17 protein-coding genes are annotated in these 16,011 nt (G+C 60.0%); 9 read left to right on the top strand and 8 right to left on the bottom strand.

The features are described from left to right. Window positions 1-92: 92 nt before the first annotated feature. Window positions 93-860, bottom strand: coding sequence for a hydroxyacylglutathione hydrolase (gene gloB / locus AACY30_RS20295; RefSeq protein WP_339541022.1), 768 nt, complete (start codon window positions 858-860; stop codon window positions 93-95). Between the two features lie 65 nt (window positions 861-925). Between gloB and AACY30_RS20300 the strand changes: the two genes are divergently transcribed. The 5 genes from AACY30_RS20300 to AACY30_RS20320 all read left to right on the top strand — a co-directional run bounded on the left by AACY30_RS20300 (window position 926) and on the right by AACY30_RS20320 (window position 5,933). After that, entirely contained in the window at window positions 926-1,684 is a 759-nt protein-coding gene (locus AACY30_RS20300; protein WP_339470804.1) for a class I SAM-dependent methyltransferase, read from the top strand. Between the two features lie 30 nt (window positions 1,685-1,714). Continuing rightward, window positions 1,715-2,167, top strand: a complete 453-nt coding sequence (gene rnhA, locus AACY30_RS20305; protein WP_010210917.1) for a ribonuclease HI — start codon at window positions 1,715-1,717, stop codon at window positions 2,165-2,167. Between the two features lie 70 nt (window positions 2,168-2,237). Then, on the top strand, window positions 2,238-2,978 hold the full coding sequence (dnaQ, locus tag AACY30_RS20310) for a DNA polymerase III subunit epsilon (protein ID WP_175403081.1): 741 nt from the start codon (window positions 2,238-2,240) through the stop codon (window positions 2,976-2,978). Between the two features lie 115 nt (window positions 2,979-3,093). Then, window positions 3,094-5,349: an Orn/Lys/Arg decarboxylase N-terminal domain-containing protein gene (locus AACY30_RS20315; protein WP_339470805.1), complete on the top strand. Its 2,256-nt coding sequence runs from the start codon at window positions 3,094-3,096 to the stop codon at window positions 5,347-5,349. 8 nt (window positions 5,350-5,357) lie between these two features. Further along, window positions 5,358-5,933: a GNAT family N-acetyltransferase gene (locus AACY30_RS20320; protein ID WP_339436738.1), complete on the top strand. Its 576-nt coding sequence runs from the start codon at window positions 5,358-5,360 to the stop codon at window positions 5,931-5,933. 2 nt (window positions 5,934-5,935) lie between these two features. Here AACY30_RS20320 and AACY30_RS20325 read toward each other — a convergent pair whose 3' ends face one another. After that, window positions 5,936-6,829 carry a LysR substrate-binding domain-containing protein gene (locus AACY30_RS20325; RefSeq protein WP_339418331.1) on the bottom strand — a complete coding sequence of 298 codons (894 nt, stop codon included), beginning with the start codon at window positions 6,827-6,829 and terminating at the stop codon, window positions 5,936-5,938. Window positions 6,830-6,938: 109 nt separating this feature from the next. Between AACY30_RS20325 and AACY30_RS20330 the strand changes: the two genes are divergently transcribed. After that, on the top strand, window positions 6,939-7,283 hold the full coding sequence (locus tag AACY30_RS20330) for a hypothetical protein (protein WP_339541023.1): 345 nt from the start codon (window positions 6,939-6,941) through the stop codon (window positions 7,281-7,283). A 61-nt stretch (window positions 7,284-7,344) separates the two neighbouring features. On the opposite strand, the gene AACY30_RS20335 is transcribed toward AACY30_RS20330, so the two are convergent. After that, window positions 7,345-7,581, bottom strand: a complete 237-nt coding sequence (locus AACY30_RS20335; protein WP_016979714.1) for a hypothetical protein — start codon at window positions 7,579-7,581, stop codon at window positions 7,345-7,347. Window positions 7,582-7,808: 227 nt separating this feature from the next. On the opposite strand from AACY30_RS20335, the gene AACY30_RS20340 reads away from it, so the two are divergent. Continuing rightward, a complete protein-coding gene (locus tag AACY30_RS20340; protein WP_339541024.1) occupies window positions 7,809-8,366 on the top strand; it encodes an NADPH-dependent FMN reductase in 558 nt (185 codons plus the stop codon). Between the two features lie 53 nt (window positions 8,367-8,419). Here the strand turns inward: AACY30_RS20340 and poxB are convergent, their stop codons facing one another. Both poxB and AACY30_RS20350 read right to left on the bottom strand, forming a co-directional pair. Beyond that, window positions 8,420-10,144 carry a ubiquinone-dependent pyruvate dehydrogenase gene (gene poxB / locus AACY30_RS20345; RefSeq protein WP_339541025.1) on the bottom strand — a complete coding sequence of 575 codons (1,725 nt, stop codon included), beginning with the start codon at window positions 10,142-10,144 and terminating at the stop codon, window positions 8,420-8,422. Between the two features lie 77 nt (window positions 10,145-10,221). Next, window positions 10,222-11,454 (bottom strand): NADH:flavin oxidoreductase/NADH oxidase family protein, encoded by a 1,233-nt coding sequence (locus AACY30_RS20350; RefSeq protein WP_339541026.1) that lies wholly within the window; start codon window positions 11,452-11,454, stop codon window positions 10,222-10,224. A gap of 72 nt (window positions 11,455-11,526) precedes the next feature. On the opposite strand from AACY30_RS20350, the gene AACY30_RS20355 reads away from it, so the two are divergent. Continuing rightward, entirely contained in the window at window positions 11,527-11,931 is a 405-nt protein-coding gene (locus tag AACY30_RS20355; RefSeq protein ID WP_339470811.1) for a MerR family transcriptional regulator, read from the top strand. Between the two features lie 40 nt (window positions 11,932-11,971). Here AACY30_RS20355 and AACY30_RS20360 read toward each other — a convergent pair whose 3' ends face one another. Then, window positions 11,972-12,466 carry a DUF934 domain-containing protein gene (locus AACY30_RS20360; RefSeq protein WP_048727764.1) on the bottom strand — a complete coding sequence of 165 codons (495 nt, stop codon included), beginning with the start codon at window positions 12,464-12,466 and terminating at the stop codon, window positions 11,972-11,974. After that, a complete protein-coding gene (locus tag AACY30_RS20365) occupies window positions 12,450-14,108 on the bottom strand; it encodes a nitrite/sulfite reductase (RefSeq protein WP_339418337.1) in 1,659 nt (552 codons plus the stop codon). Before AACY30_RS20365 ends, AACY30_RS20360 begins: the two co-directional genes overlap by 17 nt. A gap of 554 nt (window positions 14,109-14,662) precedes the next feature. Here AACY30_RS20365 and AACY30_RS20370 point away from each other — a divergent pair. Next, window positions 14,663-15,724, top strand: coding sequence for an ABC transporter substrate-binding protein (locus AACY30_RS20370; protein WP_339541027.1), 1,062 nt, complete (start codon window positions 14,663-14,665; stop codon window positions 15,722-15,724). On the opposite strand, the gene AACY30_RS20375 is transcribed toward AACY30_RS20370, so the two are convergent. Continuing rightward, the gene (locus AACY30_RS20375; protein ID WP_339418339.1) at window positions 15,721-15,939 is read right to left on the bottom strand and encodes a DUF2970 domain-containing protein; all 219 of its coding nucleotides are present in this window, start codon (window positions 15,937-15,939) and stop codon (window positions 15,721-15,723) included. The two genes, AACY30_RS20370 and AACY30_RS20375, sit on opposite strands and share 4 nt — an antisense overlap. Window positions 15,940-16,011: the final 72 nt, after the last annotated feature.

The following is a 16,011-nucleotide window of genomic DNA, read 5'->3' on the forward strand; positions in this document are numbered from 1 at the left end:
GAAGTAAGTTCCGGGCAAAAATGTCGGGCGATTCTAGAAAGCGCATTGGTTCCGGTCAACCATTCAGAAATTACGTATCAGATTGTTTTCCGTTAGAACTTATCTTTCCAGGCCCTCAAGCTAGCAAACACCTCGGCCCCAGAGCGGTTGTCGCGCCCATTCCGTTCGTCCGCTTTTTGTTTAACGGATGTTTCAGAGGTGCGCAGAAAGGGATTGGTGCGCTTTTCCAGGGCCAGGTTGGAAGGCAACGTGATCTCGCCGCGGGCCCGCAGTTGAAGGACGTTTTCCACGCGTTCGGCGATATCGGCGTTGTGTGGTTCCACCGCCTGGGCAAACTTGAGGTTACTTTGTGTGTATTCGTGGGTGCAGTACACCAAGGTATCGGCAGGCAGTGAGGCCAGACGCTCAAGAGAGGCGTACATCTGTTCCGGCGTGCCTTCGAACAGGCGCCCGCAACCGGCGGCGAACAGGGTGTCGCCACAAAACAGCACGCCTTGGTGATAAAAGGCGATATGGCCCAGCGTATGGCCAGGCACTGTATAAATGTCGAAGTCCCAGCCGAGCACCGTGATGCGGTCATTATCGATTAACGCTACGTCCCGCGCCGGGATCATCTCGTTGGCCGGGCCGTAGACCTTGGCGTCGGTAGCACCTTTGAGTTGTTCGACACCGCCGACATGATCATGGTGATGATGGGTAATCAGGATGTCGCTGAGGGCCCAGCCAGGGTTTTGCTTGAGCCAGGCCAGTGCGGGCGCGGCGTCGCCGGGGTCGACTACGGCGCAGCGCTGGGTGCGGGGGTCTTGTAACAACCAGATGTAGTTATCGGTGAAGGCGGGCAGGGCAGTGATCTGTATCATTCTTCGATTCGCCAAGCTGAACACATTGGTGCATCTTAGAACGTCTAGGCGAGTTGGAGAATGCAATGACTGATAAAGCGTTCGCCCAGGCCGATCCTGAGTGGCTGGCCCTGATCAGCGCAGCCCGTGAATGGCTGTCCGGACCCATCGGGCAATTTCTGCTGCACGAAGAACGGCGCATGCTCGAAGACGAGTTGGGCCGGTTCTTTGGCGGCTACCTGGTGCATTACGGGCCATCAGCCGAAACGCCACCCGCCGCGCCCCAAGTGCAACGCAATGTACGCTTGGGCGCACCGTTGCCGGGGGTTGAGATCGTGTGCGAGGAACAAGCCTGGCCGTTGAGCGAGCACGCCGCCGACGTGGTGGTGTTGCAACATGGGCTGGATTTCTGCCTGTCACCCCACGGTTTGTTGCGCGAAGCGGCGAGCAGTGTGCGCCCAGGTGGCCATTTGCTGATTGTGGGCATCAACCCCTGGAGTAGTTGGGGGCTGCGCCATGTGTTTGCGCATGACGGCCTGCGCCAGGCGCGCTGCATCTCGCCGCAACGGGTGGGGGACTGGCTGAACCTGCTGGGCTTCGCGCTGGAGAAACGCCGCTTCGGATGCTATCGTCCGCCGCTTGCTTCGACCAAGTGGCAAGGCCGCCTGGCTGGCTGGGAGCGGCGCGCAGGTGCCTGGCAACTGTCGGGCGGCGGCTTCTATTTATTGGTCGCACGCAAGATCGCGGTCGGGCTGCGGCCGGTGCGTCAGGTACGTCGCGAGCCTATCGGCAAGCTGCTGCCGATGCCGCTGGCCAAGGTCAACCGTGAGCAAGTCGATACGTAACTTCTTTTTTGAATTCAGACCGAGCAACCGATGACCGATAGCGTAGAACTCTTCACCGATGGCGCCTGCAAGGGCAACCCGGGCCCTGGCGGCTGGGGCGCATTGCTGGTGTGCAAGGGCGTGGAGAAGGAATTGTGGGGCGGTGAACCCAACACCACCAACAACCGCATGGAGCTGATGGGTGCCATTCGCGGCCTGGAAGAACTCAAGCGCCGCTGCAACGTGCTGCTGGTGACCGACTCGCAGTACGTAATGAAGGGCATCAACGAGTGGATGGTCAACTGGAAGAAGCGTGGTTGGAAGACCGCGGCCAAGGAACCGGTTAAAAATGCTGACCTGTGGCAACTGCTCGATGAGCAATGCAATCGCCACGACATCACCTGGAAGTGGGTGCGTGGTCACATTGGCCACCCTGGCAACGAACGCGCCGACCAACTGGCCAACCGTGGCGTGGACGAAGTGCGCGGCTACAAGCAGAGCTGATGCCGGCTCACGTGTTAACATCGCGCCCTTTGATTCACACCACACCGTTGAGAGCTGAACCCTGATGGCCATCCGATCTGTTGTACTCGATACCGAAACCACCGGCATGCCGGTGACTGACGGCCACCGGATCATTGAAATCGGCTGTGTCGAACTGATGGGTCGCCGCCTCACCGGGCGTCACTTCCACGTCTACCTGCAACCAGACCGGGACAGTGACGAAGGCGCGATCGGCGTCCACGGCATCACTGACGAATTCCTCAAGGGCAAGCCGCGCTTTGCCGAAGTCGCCGATGAGTTTTTCGATTTCATCAATGGCGCCCAGCTGATCATCCATAACGCAGCGTTCGACGTCGGCTTCATCAATAACGAGTTTGCCCTGATGGGGCAGACGGATCGCGCCGACATCTCCAAGCACTGCTCGATCCTCGACACCCTGATGATGGCCCGAGAGCGTCACCCGGGCCAACGCAACAGCCTCGATGCCTTGTGCAAACGTTATGGCGTCGATAACTCCGGCCGTGAACTCCACGGCGCCTTGCTCGACTCCGAGATCCTCGCCGACGTTTACCTGACCATGACCGGCGGGCAGACCAGCCTGTCCCTGGCCGGCAATGCGTCCGATGGCAATGGTTCGGCGGAAGGCTCGGGTAACCGCCCTTCGGAAATCCGCCGCCTGCCGGCGGATCGCAAGCCGACCCCGATTATCCGCGCCAGTGAGCAAGACCTGGCCGAGCATGCGGCGCGGTTGGAGGCGATTGCCAAGTCGGCGGGTGCGCCGGCGTTGTGGACCCAGCTGACCCAGCAATAACCCCAAGACTGAACACAGCCCACACTGGTTCTCCATTGCTTTCAAAATCTTCATTCGCGTCATCGCCCCCAAGCTTCTACCCTTGAGTGCATAGCCGTCAGGACGCCATGCCCTTATGTACAAAGACCTGAAGTTTCCCATCCTCATCGTGCACCGCGACATCAAAGCCGACACCGTCGCCGGTGACCGGGTCCGTGGCATCGCCCGGGAGTTGGAACAAGAGGGCTTCAGTATCTTTTCCGCCGTGGACTACGCCGAAGGCCGGCTGGTTGCTTCTACCCATCATGGCTTGGCCTGCATGCTGATTGCCGCCGAAGGTGCCGGTGAGAACACCCACCTGCTGCAAAACATGGTCGAACTGATCCGCCTCGCACGGTTACGGGCGCCGAACCTGCCGATTTTTGCCCTGGGCGAGCAAGTCACCCTGGAAAACGCGCCGGCCGACGCCATGAGCGAACTCAACCAACTGCGCGGCATTCTGTACCTGTTCGAAGACACCGTCCCGTTTCTCGCCCGGCAAGTCGCCCGCGCGGCCCGCACTTACCTGGATGGCTTGTTGCCGCCGTTCTTCAAGGCGCTGGTGCAGCACACCGCCGACTCCAACTATTCCTGGCACACCCCCGGCCATGGCGGTGGCGTGGCTTATCGAAAAAGTCCGGTGGGGCAGGCGTTTCATCAGTTTTTTGGGGAAAACACCCTGCGTTCTGACCTGTCCGTCTCGGTGCCGGAACTGGGCTCGCTGCTGGATCACACCGGCCCCTTGGCCGAAGCGGAAGCCCGCGCTGCACACAATTTTGGCGCCGATCACACCTTCTTCGTGATCAACGGCACGTCCACCGCCAACAAGATCGTCTGGCATTCCATGGTCGGTCGCGATGACCTGGTGCTGGTGGACCGCAATTGCCACAAGTCGGTATTGCACTCGATCATCATGACCGGCGCGATTCCACTGTACCTGTGCCCGGAGCGCAACGAACTGGGGATTATCGGGCCGATTCCCCTGAGCGAATTCAGCCCCGAGTCGATCCGCGCCAAGATCGACGCCAGCCCGCTTACCCGTGGCCGAGTGCCGAAAGTGAAGATGGCGGTGGTCACCAATTCCACCTACGACGGCCTGTGTTACAACGCCGAGCTGATCAAGCAGCAATTGGGCGGCAGTGTCGAGGTGCTGCACTTTGACGAGGCCTGGTATGCCTATGCGGCGTTTCACGAGTTCTTTGCCGGGCGCTACGGCATGGGCACTTCGCGCACGCCGGACAGCCCGTTGGTGTTCACCACTCACTCCACCCACAAACTGCTTGCAGCCTTCAGCCAGGCCTCGATGATCCACGTGCAGGACGGCGGTGCGCGGCAGCTGGACCGTGATCGTTTCAACGAAGCGTTCATGATGCATATCTCAACCTCGCCGCAATACAGCATTATCGCTTCGTTGGACGTGGCCTCAGCGATGATGGAAGGCCCGGCCGGGCGCTCGCTGTTGCAGGAAATGTTCGACGAAGCCTTGAGTTTCCGCCGTGCCCTGGCCAACCTGCGCCAACACATTGCTGCCGAGGACTGGTGGTTCTCCATCTGGCAGCCGCCGTCGGTGGCGGGTATCGATCAGGTGGTTACCGACGATTGGCTGTTGCATCCTGAGGACGATTGGCATGGCTTTGGTGATGTGGCCGAGGACTACGTGCTGCTGGACCCGATAAAAGTGACACTGGTGATGCCCGGCCTAACCGCCGGGGGCGCTCTGAGCGACTGCGGCATTCCTGCTGCGGTGGTCAGCAAATTCCTGTGGGAGCGTGGCCTGGTAGTGGAAAAAACCGGGTTGTATTCCTTCCTCGTGCTGTTCTCCATGGGTATTACCAAAGGCAAATGGAGTACGCTGCTCACCGAATTGCTTGAGTTCAAGCGCAGTTACGATGCCAATGTCAGCCTCGCCAATTGTTTGCCATCGGTCTTCGCACAAGGGCCGGCGCGCTATCAGGATCTGGGTTTGCGCGACCTGTGCGATCAATTGCACAGCTGTTACCGCCGCAATGCCACCGCCAAACACCTCAAACGCATGTACACGGTGTTGCCGGAAATTGCGATGAAACCGGCCGACGCCTACGACCAATTGGTGAGAGGTGAAGTCGAAGCGGTGTCGATTGACGCCTTGCCAGGGCGCATCGCAGCAGTAATGCTGGTGCCGTATCCACCTGGCATTCCATTGATTATGCCGGGCGAGCGGTTTACTGATTCGACGCGCTCGATCATCGACTACCTGGCCTTTGCCCGGACGTTCGATAGCAGTTTCCCCGGTTTTGTCGCCGATGTTCATGGGTTACAACACGAAGATGACGGCAGTGGTCGTTGTTACACCGTCGATTGCATCAAGGGTTAAGAATGTTTATGCAAGCTGTAATGAACCCGAAGTATCCGGGGCTCAGTGTGCGGGTCGCTGATGAAGGTTTTGATGCCTACGTGTGGGGTAATGACTTCAGCTTTGAGGTCAGCGGCTATGGGCAGCCGCAGATGGGCACGCGGGTCGATCAATGGCCCGTGGAGCGCATCGTGCCGTACCGCAAGTGCTATGGCATCGATCCGGAAGAGTTCGCCAGTTTTCGCGATGCGCCCGACAGCGCGATCTTCATGGCCTACCTGGACGACCGCCCGGTGGGGCATATCGTGGTCAGTACCAATTGGAACGGCTATGCCCATGTCGATGAACTGGCGGTGGTCTTGCCCGCGCGGCGTCATGGGGTGGCGAAGGCATTGCTGGATGTGGCGCAGTTCTGGAGCCGCAAGAAAAACCTGCCCGGCTTGATGCTGGAAACCCAGAACAACAACCTCGGCGCCTGCCGTTTGTATGAACGTTGTGGTTACGTGATGGGGGGCATCGACAAGCTGCGCTATCGCGGTATCGATCCGCAAACCCGCGAAGTGGCGATCTTCTGGTATCGGTTATTCAAAAGCGAAGTCGAATAGGCTTAGCCCACCAACAGGCCTTCAGCCTTCTGCGTCACGATCTCCAGCAGTGCATTCAGCGCCGGGGAAGTCACGCCATCCTTGAGGGTCAGCGCATACAGGTTGACCATGATCGGCGGCGACACCGGGCACGCATCCAGCCCGGCTTCACGCGCGCCAAACGCGGTGAACGGGTCAACCACCGCCAAGCCTTCTCCCGCTTCCACCATGCTGCGCATCATCTGATAGGTCTGTACGCGCGTCTGCACCACAGGCAGCGGTCGCAAAGCTTGCAGCTTGGCGTCCAACTGGCGGCTGAGCGGGTCCTGGCCCTCCAGGCCAATCATCGATTGCCCGGCCAGGTCCTGCAACGCGATGTACTTTTGCTTGGGCTTTAGCCAGCCACGGGGCGCGAGCAATTGCAGCTTGCCCTGGGCCAGTACGGTGCTGTGGATCTGTGGGTGTTCCGGGTCATGCAGGCTTAAACCGACGTCAGCCTCGTGCAGCAGCAGGCTCCTGACGATCTCCCGTGTCGGCTGGCTCGACAGGTTGCAAGGTGTGTCCTGGAAACGTCGGCGCAGCACCGCAATGCTGTGCGGTAACAGTTGGTTGGCCAGGGGCGGCGTGCACAGGGCACGGAGGGTCGGGGCGTGATGGTGTTTCAAGCGACTGGCCAGGCGTTGCACCGGCTCCAGCGCCTCATACACATGGGCGATTTCTGCCTGCAGCTCCAGCGTTTCCCGCGTCGCCTGCAATCGCCCGCGGATGCTGGCGAACAGCATAAAGCCCAGTTGCGCCTCGGCTTCCTTGAGCGCCGCGTCCACGTCGCCCACGGGGAGTTGCAACCACTCGGCGGCCAAGCCTGGGTGTCCGGTCTGCAAGATGGCCTGAATCACTTCGATATGACGTAAACGCATCGCCGGAGTCTATGTGCAGCGCGCCGCGTATTCAATAGAATGGCTACGCTGATCATCAACGACCACAGCCGGCTACCGGCATTAACAACAAAAACAGGTCTGGTCTCAAATGCCTCTACCCTCGATATTCCTCGGGGTAACGGCCAAGCAACTGCTGGTTCTGGTGACCGTAGGGTGCGTGGCTGCTTATCTCTTCAATACCCAAAGCGAAACCACGCCGGAAAAGCTGGCACTTGAAACGTTTATCCGTTCCCAGGAACAGGTGGCCGAACAGGTGGGGGCAGTCCTTGGCATTGAGTTGGTCAGGCAGGTGGTCGCGCATCCCGGTTACAACTCGGCGGGTTACCAGCGTTCGATGTTTGCGGTGGAAGGCGAGCGTGGGCGGGTAGTGGTGACGTTGAAAGAGGTCGAGGGGGAGCAGGGCATTGAAGTCACGGAGATCCGCCGCCCGTGATCACCCCAGCCCAGTCAATGCCATCAATGGCCAGGACTGAGCAGGTGGATAGGGCGAGATCTTATGAAGCGAGGGTGGTTTGCGATTCGCGCACGAGAATGGTGCCCGACTGAATCAGCTTGAATTCGTCGCCTTCCAGTTTCTCTACACGGTCGCCAATGGCCAGCTTGTAGGTGGTGGTAGGTGCCGAGCCAGCCAGGTCGCCTTGCGCCGGGTTGGATTCCTGGAACTCATGCACCGAATACACGCGTCCTTCTGCGTCTCTGGCATGAAACTGTCCGACTAGTACTGCTGCCATCTGTTTAGAACCTCTGGAGATAAACACTCGATTTGCGGTTCTGTAGACCGTTATGGAGCGGGGTAGTTTACTTACGGAATAAAAATACTATTCGCTGATCTTTTTGGACGCTTCCTACACGTTGTAGGGCGATGCAAACGTCCGGGGGATGAGCAAAACCTTCTGGTGAACACGCCGCGAAGACTTTATAACTACACGTTCCTTTAGTCAGACGTCGAGAAACCCCAATGAGCAAGGTCTACACGGTAGCCGTCCTGGTTGGCAGCTTGAGAAAAGACTCGATTAACCGCAAGGTTGCCTTGGCATTGGCCGAACTGGCCCCTGCCAACCTTAGGTTGAACATTGTGGAAATTGGCGATTTGCCGCTCTACAACGAAGACATCGACGGCGCTGCACCGCCCGCAGCCTACAGCACTTTCCGCCAACAGGTGAGCTCATCCGACGCGGTGCTGTTCGTGACCCCGGAATACAACCGTTCCGTGCCCGCTCCGTTGAAGAATGCCATCGACGTGGGTTCCCGGCCGTACGGGCAGAGTGCCTGGAGTGGCAAGCCGGGTGCGATCATCAGCGTGTCGCCGGGGGCCATTGGTGGCTTTGGCGCCAACCATCATCTGCGCCAATCCCTGGTGTTCCTCGATGTGTGGTGCATGCAGCAGCCGGAAGCCTACTTGGGGGGGGCGGGGAGCGTGTTCGATGACGCAGGCAAGGTCTCGGAAAAGACCAAGCCGTTTCTGCAAGCGTTCATTGATGCCTACGGCAAGTGGGTGGAAAAACAGCACGCTTGATTTGGCAATGAGATCAGAATGTGGGAGCGGGCTTGCTCGCTCCCACATTGGGTTCAGCGTAGCCAGTTGGTGCGCGCCAGCTCGATCACTTCATCGCCACGCCCACTCATCACCGCCTTAAGCATATACAGGCTGAACCCCTTGGCCTGTTCCAGCTTGATCGTCGGCGGCATCACCAACTCCTGGGTCGCGGTGATCACGTCCACCAGCACCGGGCCGTCATGGGCCAAGGCGCGGCGCAGGGCCGGCTCCAGGTCCTCGGAGTGTTCCACCCGAATGCCGAGGATGCCCATGGCATTGGACATGGCGGCGAAGTCCGGGTTTTTCAGCTCGGTGCCAGCATCCAGGTAACCCGATGCTTTCATTTCCATGGCGACAAACCCCAGCGACGAGTTATCGAACACGATGACTTTCACTGGCAGCTTCAACTGCGCCAGCGAGATGAAATCCCCCATCAACATGGCGAATCCACCGTCACCGGACATCGAGATCACCTGGCGATTCGGGAAGGCTGCCTGCGCACCAATGGCCTGGGGCATGGCATTGGCCATCGAACCGTGGTTGAACGAACCGATCAGCCGGCGTTTGCCGTTCATCTTCAAATAGCGTGCTGCCCAGACGGTGGGCGAGCCGACGTCGGCGGTGAAGATCGCATCATCATCAGCCAGCTCGCTGAGCAGGCGCGCCACGTACTGCGGGTGGATTGGTCGATCGGCTTTCGACGGTTGAGCAAGATCGTCCAGCCCTTGGCGGGCCTTTTCGTAGTGCTTCAAAGACGCTTCGAGAAAGCTGCGATCGGTCTTGCGTGTCAGGCGCGGTAGCAACGCGCCAATGGTTTCACTGACGTCGGCGGCGATGCCCAAGTCCAGCGTGGCACGACGGCCCAACGCCTGCGGGTTGCGGTCAACCTGGATGATCTTCGCGTCAGTCGGGTAGAACTGACGGTACGGAAAGTCGGTGCCGAGCATGATCAAGGTGTCGCAGTCGAGCATGGCGTGGTAACCGGAGCTGAAGCCGATCAGGCCGGTCATGCCCACGTCGAACGGATTGTCCCACTCCACGTGCTCCTTGCCGCGTAGCGCATGCACCACCGGAGCGCCAAGTGCGTCGGCCAGGGCGACCACTTGGTCATGTGCACCGGCACAGCCGCTGCCGCAGAGCAGGGTGGTTTTATGGCTGCTTTCAAGGATTTCGGTAAGGCGTTGCAGGTCTTGTTCAGCTGGCAAGGTGCGCGGCGCGTGCAGAGCGGGCCAGGGCTTGAGCTTGTCTTCCACTTCCAGCAGCGAGACGTCGCCCGGAATCACCACCACCGCGACGCCGCGATTGAGGATCGCCGAGCGCATGGCGCGGTGCAGCACATGGGGCATCTGCTCGGGGTTGGTCACCAGCTCGATGAAGTGGCTGCATTCCTTGAACAGTTCCTGAGGATGGGTTTCCTGGAAGTAGTTAAGGCCGATCTCCGAAGACGGAATCTGCGCGGCAATCGCCAGTACCGGCACATGGTTGCGATGGCAGTCAAACAGGCCATTGATCAAGTGCAGGTTGCCCGGCCCGCAGCTGCCGGCGCAGACCGTCAGCTCACCCGTGGCCGCGGCTTCGGCACCGGCGGCGAACGCGGCCACTTCTTCGTGGCGCACGTGCATCCACTCGATGCTGTCCATGCTGCGCAGGGCGTCGGTGAGGCCGTTGAGGCTGTCGCCGGTCAGGCCCCAGATGCGCTTGACGCCCGCCTGTTCAAGGGTGCTCGCCAATTGCTGGGCCAGGTTGATTTTCGCCATGGAGAACTCCAATCGTCAGGGAGGTTAAAAACTGCTGATCAATAGGGGACAGTTCGATCACGGCGAATGCTCCGCCTTTAATGTGAAGATTGCGTCATGGTCGCGCGGTATTGCCGTGTGCGCCGGGCGATGAACCATTGGTCACGTAGCAGCGCGACGCACGGAGCGACCTTGGCCTTGGGTAAATGGCCGCGGCTTAGCCGGTGCATCTGGAAACGCACCACGGCGAGAGTGGCCAGGGACGCAAGGGGTTTGCGCTTCCAGTCGATTGGCTTGAGTTGCGGGTCGTGGTCGCGGCCTTCGCGCCAGCGCCGGATCAGTTGCGGCTCCAATGTCAGGGCCGTGGCAATGCCAGCCATGGCGATGCCACTGTCCAGCACTTGCTGCACGATGGGTAAGCGGCGAATGCCGCCGGTGACCATCACCGGCATGGTGGCGACGGTTGCAAGCTCGGTGGCCATCTCCAGGAAGTACGCCTCACGGGCCAGGGTGCGGCCGTCTCGCGCCTCGCCTTGCATGGCTGGGGCTTCGTAGCTGCCACCGGACAACTCCAGCAGGTCGATGGGCAGCGGGTTGAGCATCTCGACCACGGCGCGCGCCTCGCGCTCTTCGAACCCGCCGCGCTGGAAGTCGGCGGAGTTGAGTTTGACTGCCACACAAAACCCAGGACTGACGCTGGCACGCACCGCGCGGATCACTTCCAGCAGCAGGCGAGCGCGGTTCTCCAGAGAGCCGCCCCAATGGTCGGTGCGCCTGTTGCTAAGCGGCGAGAGAAATTGGCTCAGCAAATAGCCATGGGCCCCATGGATTTGCACCCCGGTAAATCCTGCTTTCTCGGCCAGCCGCGCGCTGGTGGCGAAACGCTGGATCACGTCCTGGATGTGGTCCTCGGTCATAGCCTTGGGTTTGGCAAACATCTTCGAGAAACCGCCCAGGTCGAGCGGGACGGCGGAGGGTGCCACGGCTTGCTGGCGCAGGTTGGCTGGAGTCTGGCGTCCCGGATGGCTGAGTTGAACCCAGAAGTGCACGTTCTTGCCCCGAGCCACATCGGCCCATTCGCGAAAGCTTGCCAGTTGCTGCTCGTTTTCAAGGGCCACGCCGCCGGGGCCGGTCATAGCGCGGCGGTCGATCATCACGTTGCCGGTAATCAACAGGCCCGGTTCGCCGTCTGCCCAGGCTTTGTACAGCTGCTTCAATTCGCGCGAAGGCGCTTGCCGAGTATCCGCCATGTTCTCTTCCATCGCCGCCTTGGCGATACGATTGGAAAGAACTTGGCCATTGGGCAGTTGCAGGGCTTCAAAGGGGGACATGGGTTGACTCCTGAACGGGGGAGGCCTCAGGCTAAGCTTAAAGTTAACTTTAATGTCAAGCAGGGCGTGGCGATGAATATTGGTGAGCTGGCAAAACAGAGCGGGCTGGCGGCGTCGCGTATCCGCTTTTATGAAGCCGAAGGGCTGATCAGCCAAGTGGGGCGCCAGGCCAACGGCTATCGGCGCTATGCACCGCAAGCGTTGCAGACTCTTCAACTGATCCAGAGTGCGCAGCAGGCCGGGTTCAGCTTGCAGGAACTCAAAGCGCTAATGCCGGCGCCGGGGGAGCACAAGCGTGAGGAATTGGTCGACGCGCTGGAGCGCAAAGTGGCACAGATCGAAGCGATGCAGGCGCAACTGGCCCACAGCAAGGCGCAGTTGCTGGGCGTGATCGAAGCGGTGCGGGCGCAGCCGGAAGGGGTGCCATGTTCGATGGGGCAGAAGCAGGTGCTGGCGTCGATTAAGCACAATCCATAAAAAAGCCCTGGCATGCCAGGGCTTCTTCTTTCGCTAAGACTCAGCGACGACGAAACAACGGCAACGGTTCATCCGTTGCAGCCTGGTACGTCACGGAGAAGTCCTTGAGGCTTTCCAGCGCTTCGTACGGATCTTTGTCGGCGCGCAGGGCGAAGGCATCGAACCCGCAGCGGCGCAAGTAGAACAACTGGTCGCGCAGTACGTCGCCAATGGCGCGCAACTCGCCCTTGTAACCGTAACGGTCACGCAACAGGCGCGCGTTGGAGTAGTTGCGACCGTCGGTGAAGGCCGGGAAGTTCAGGGCGATGACTTGGAAGTGTTCCACGTCGTCGCCGATCTCTTCGGCTTCTTCATCGGCGTCCAGCCACACACCCAGGCCGCCGTCGCGGGCCTTTAGGGCGTGGCCGTGTTCGCGCCACAGCGCCAACGGCACGATCAGGTCGTCGCAATTGGAGATGCCGTCGAAGCTCGCGTCCTTGGGCAGCAGGTGCCAGGTTTCGTCGAGGACTTCGTTGTTCTTAATGATTCGCTGCATAGACGCGCTCCTTGAACAGGTCAATGCCGATGCGCTGGTAGGTGTCGATAAAACGCTCATCTTCGGTGCGCTGTTCGATGTACACATCGATCAGTTTGCCGATCACCTCGGGCATGGCTTCCTGGGCGAAAGACGGGCCGAGGATCTTGCCCAGGCTCGCATCGCGGCTGGCGCTGCCACCCAGGGACACTTGGTAGAATTCTTCGCCTTTCTTGTCCACGCCCAGGATGCCGATGTGGCCGACGTGGTGGTGACCACAGGCATTCATGCAGCCGGAGATGTTCAGGTCCAGCTCGCCGATGTCGAACAGGTAGTCCAGGTCTTCGAAGCGACGCTGGATCGATTCGGCAATCGGGATCGACTTGGCGTTGGCCAGGGAGCAGAAATCGCCACCCGGGCAGCAGATGATGTCGGTCAGCAGGCCGATGTTCGGCGTGGCGAAACCGCCTTCGCGCAGCTCACCCCACAGGATAAACAATTGGCTCTGCTCAACGTCCGCGAGAATGATGTTCTGCTCGTGGGAGGTGCGCAGTTGGCCAAAGCTGTAGCGCTCGGCCAGGTCGGCGACGGCGTCCAGCTGCTTGTCGGTGATATCGCCCGGAGCAACGCCGGTAGGTTTCAGCGACAGGGTCACCGCGACATAACCCGGCTTCTTGTGCGCCAGGGTGTTGCGGGTACGCCAACGGGCGAAACCTGGGTGCTGCTGGTCGAGTGCCGCGAGCTCGGCGTCCTGATTGGTCAGGGCCTTGTACTCGGGATCAACGAAGTGTTTGGCCACGCGGTGCACTTCGGCTTCGGTCAGGGTGGTCTGGCCGCCGCGCAGGTGTTCCATTTCAGCGTCGACTTTCTGGGCAAACACCTCAGGGGTCAGCGCCTTGACCAGGATCTTGATCCGGGCCTTGTATTTGTTGTCACGACGGCCATAGCGGTTGTAGACCCGCAGGATCGCGTCGAGGTAGCTCAACAGGTCCTGCCACGGCAGGAACTCGTTGATGAAGGCGCCGACTACCGGGGTCCGGCCAAGGCCACCACCCACCAGTACGCGGAAGCCCAGTTCGCCGGCCGCGTTGTGCACTGGCTCCAGGCCGATATCGTGCACTTCGATGGCCGCGCGGTCCGAGGTCGAGCCATTGATGGCGATCTTGAACTTGCGTGGCAAGTAGGCGAATTCCGGGTGGAAGGTGGTCCACTGACGGACGATTTCGCACCAAGGGCGTGGATCGATCAGTTCGTCAGCGGCCACGCCGGCGAATTGGTCGGTGGTCACGTTACGCAGGCAGTTACCGCTGGTCTGAATCGCGTGCATTTGCACGGTCGCCAATTCAGCCAGGATGTCCGGCACATCTTCCAGTGCCGGCCAGTTGAACTGGACGTTCTGGCGGGTACTGATGTGGGCGTAGCCTTTGTCGAAGTCGCGGGCAATCTTGGCCATCATGCGCGTCTGGCGTGACGTCAGTTGGCCATAGGGCACGGCCACCCTCAGCATCGGCGCAAAGCGCTGCACATAAAGGCCATTTTGCAGGCGCAGAGGGCGGAACTCTTCTTCGCTCAGTTCACCTGCTAAGTAGCGTCGGGTCTGATCACGGAACTGCTTGACGCGGTCCTCGATGATGCGCTGATCGTATTCGTCGTATACGTACATATAGGTCCTGTTCTCGGCAAATCTGCGCGCACGGCCGCGCACTCCCAACGGAGCCGGCGCACGATACCAGTTTGCGTTTATGCGCAAAAGTGATGTTTGAGTATATGCAAATAACCAAATTGCCTAATGAGAGCCGTTATCGCGATACCCACATTTGTCATGCGGGCAATCGTCAACTTTACTGTGAGCATGTTTAGGGGGCGTTCTCATCGATTTTCCCCGCCGCTGTGCAGGGCTGCGTTGCTCGAAGCTTATTTGGAATGACCAAACTATGCTTCTCGCGCCTTGCCCTGCACAGCAGCAGACCCGGCACCGCGGGGAAAATCGATGAGAACGCCCCCTAGCAATCACCTATAAAACCGACAAGAGGCGATGCGATGAGCAATCCTACAAAAGCCCGTAAACCCGACAGTACCGTTGATGCCTGGGCCATTCTGTTTTTGATCATACTGGTGGTGGGAACTGCCGTATTCTGGGTGAGCCACCAGTAAACGGCTTCGATTGACTGTCGCATTGCCACTATTGTGGCGGTCAATATTCAAGGTTTGATAACCATGTTGAAGGTGTTGATTGCGTGTGTCTGGTTGATGGGGTCGGCGTATGGGGCAACGGCCCATGCCACGTCGGTGGTGTTTCTCAACCCGGGCATGTCGACGGAAACCTTCTGGGTCAGCTACGCGCAATTCATGCAGGCCGGTGCCAAGGACCTCGGCCTGCATTTACGCGTGCGCTATTCCGAGCGCGATACCCAAATCACCCTGATCCAGGCCCGTGAGGCGCTGCAAGGCAACGAGCGGCCGGATTACCTGGTGCTGGTGAATGAACAATACGTTGCCCCACAGATTCTGCGCATGGCCCAGGGCAGTGGGGTCAAGCTGCTGATCGTGAATAACGCGCTGACTGCCGACCAAGTGCAAATGCTCGGCCACGACGTCGATTGGCTCGGCAGCATCGTTCCCGACGACGAGCAGGCCGGGTACCTGATGTTCAGCGATCTACTGCGCCAGCACGGCCCTGTCGCGCCTGGCGAGAGCATTGATTTGTTGGCCTTCTCCGGCGTCAAGAACACCCCGGCCGCGCAGCTGCGTGAACAGGGCCTGCATCGCGCCCTGGCCGAGCACCCCGAGGTGCGGCTGCGCCAGTTGGTCTATGGCGAATGGAGCCGTCAGCGCGCGTTCGAGCAAGCCACGCAACTGTTCAAGCGCTACCCGAAGACGGCGCTGGTGTGGTCGGCCAACGATGAGATGGCACTGGGTGCGATGCAGGCGCTGCAGGGCAGCGGGCAAATGCCTGGCAAGCACGTGTTGTTCAGTGCGGCCAACAGTTCGCCGGAGATCTTGCAGGCGCGGTTGGACGATCGGCTGAGTACGCTGGTCGCCGGGCATTTCACCCTGGGCGGGTGGGCGATGGTGTTGATTCATGATGATGCCAAGGGTGTGGACATTGGCACCTTCGGCGGACGTGATCGCCAGGAAGCGTTATTCCAGCTGATTGACGCCGCCCAGGCGCAGCGCTTACTGGGCGCTACTGCGCTCGTTGACTTTCGTGCGCTGTCTGCCGTCGGCAAGCCGGCGTCCTACCGTTATCCCTTCAGCTTGCAACTGCTGCTGCGCTAGACCCCGGCCAGCAGCAGCACCAGCTTGACGATGCCGAACAACGCCAAGGCAAACACCGCTGTGAACAGAATGCCCAGCAGCACAAAGTGGCTGGGTTTGCCGTGGGTAAAGTCGCGGGCGCGGTTCTTGCCACTCTGCACGCCAAAGGCGGCCGCCAAGACGCTGTGCAGCATCTGCCAGAAAGTAGGGGGCTTGTTGTTGACTGGATCGTCCATAAATCCCTCGACACAAGGTGTGTGAGGGACAGCATAGCTGACGATGTTTTGATGTGTAGTGAACGGGCTTGC

Source organism: Pseudomonas sp. RA_5y_Pfl1_P24 (genome assembly GCF_963970945.1).
In the GTDB taxonomy this organism is placed as follows: Bacteria; Pseudomonadota; Gammaproteobacteria; order Pseudomonadales; family Pseudomonadaceae; genus Aquipseudomonas; species Aquipseudomonas tritici.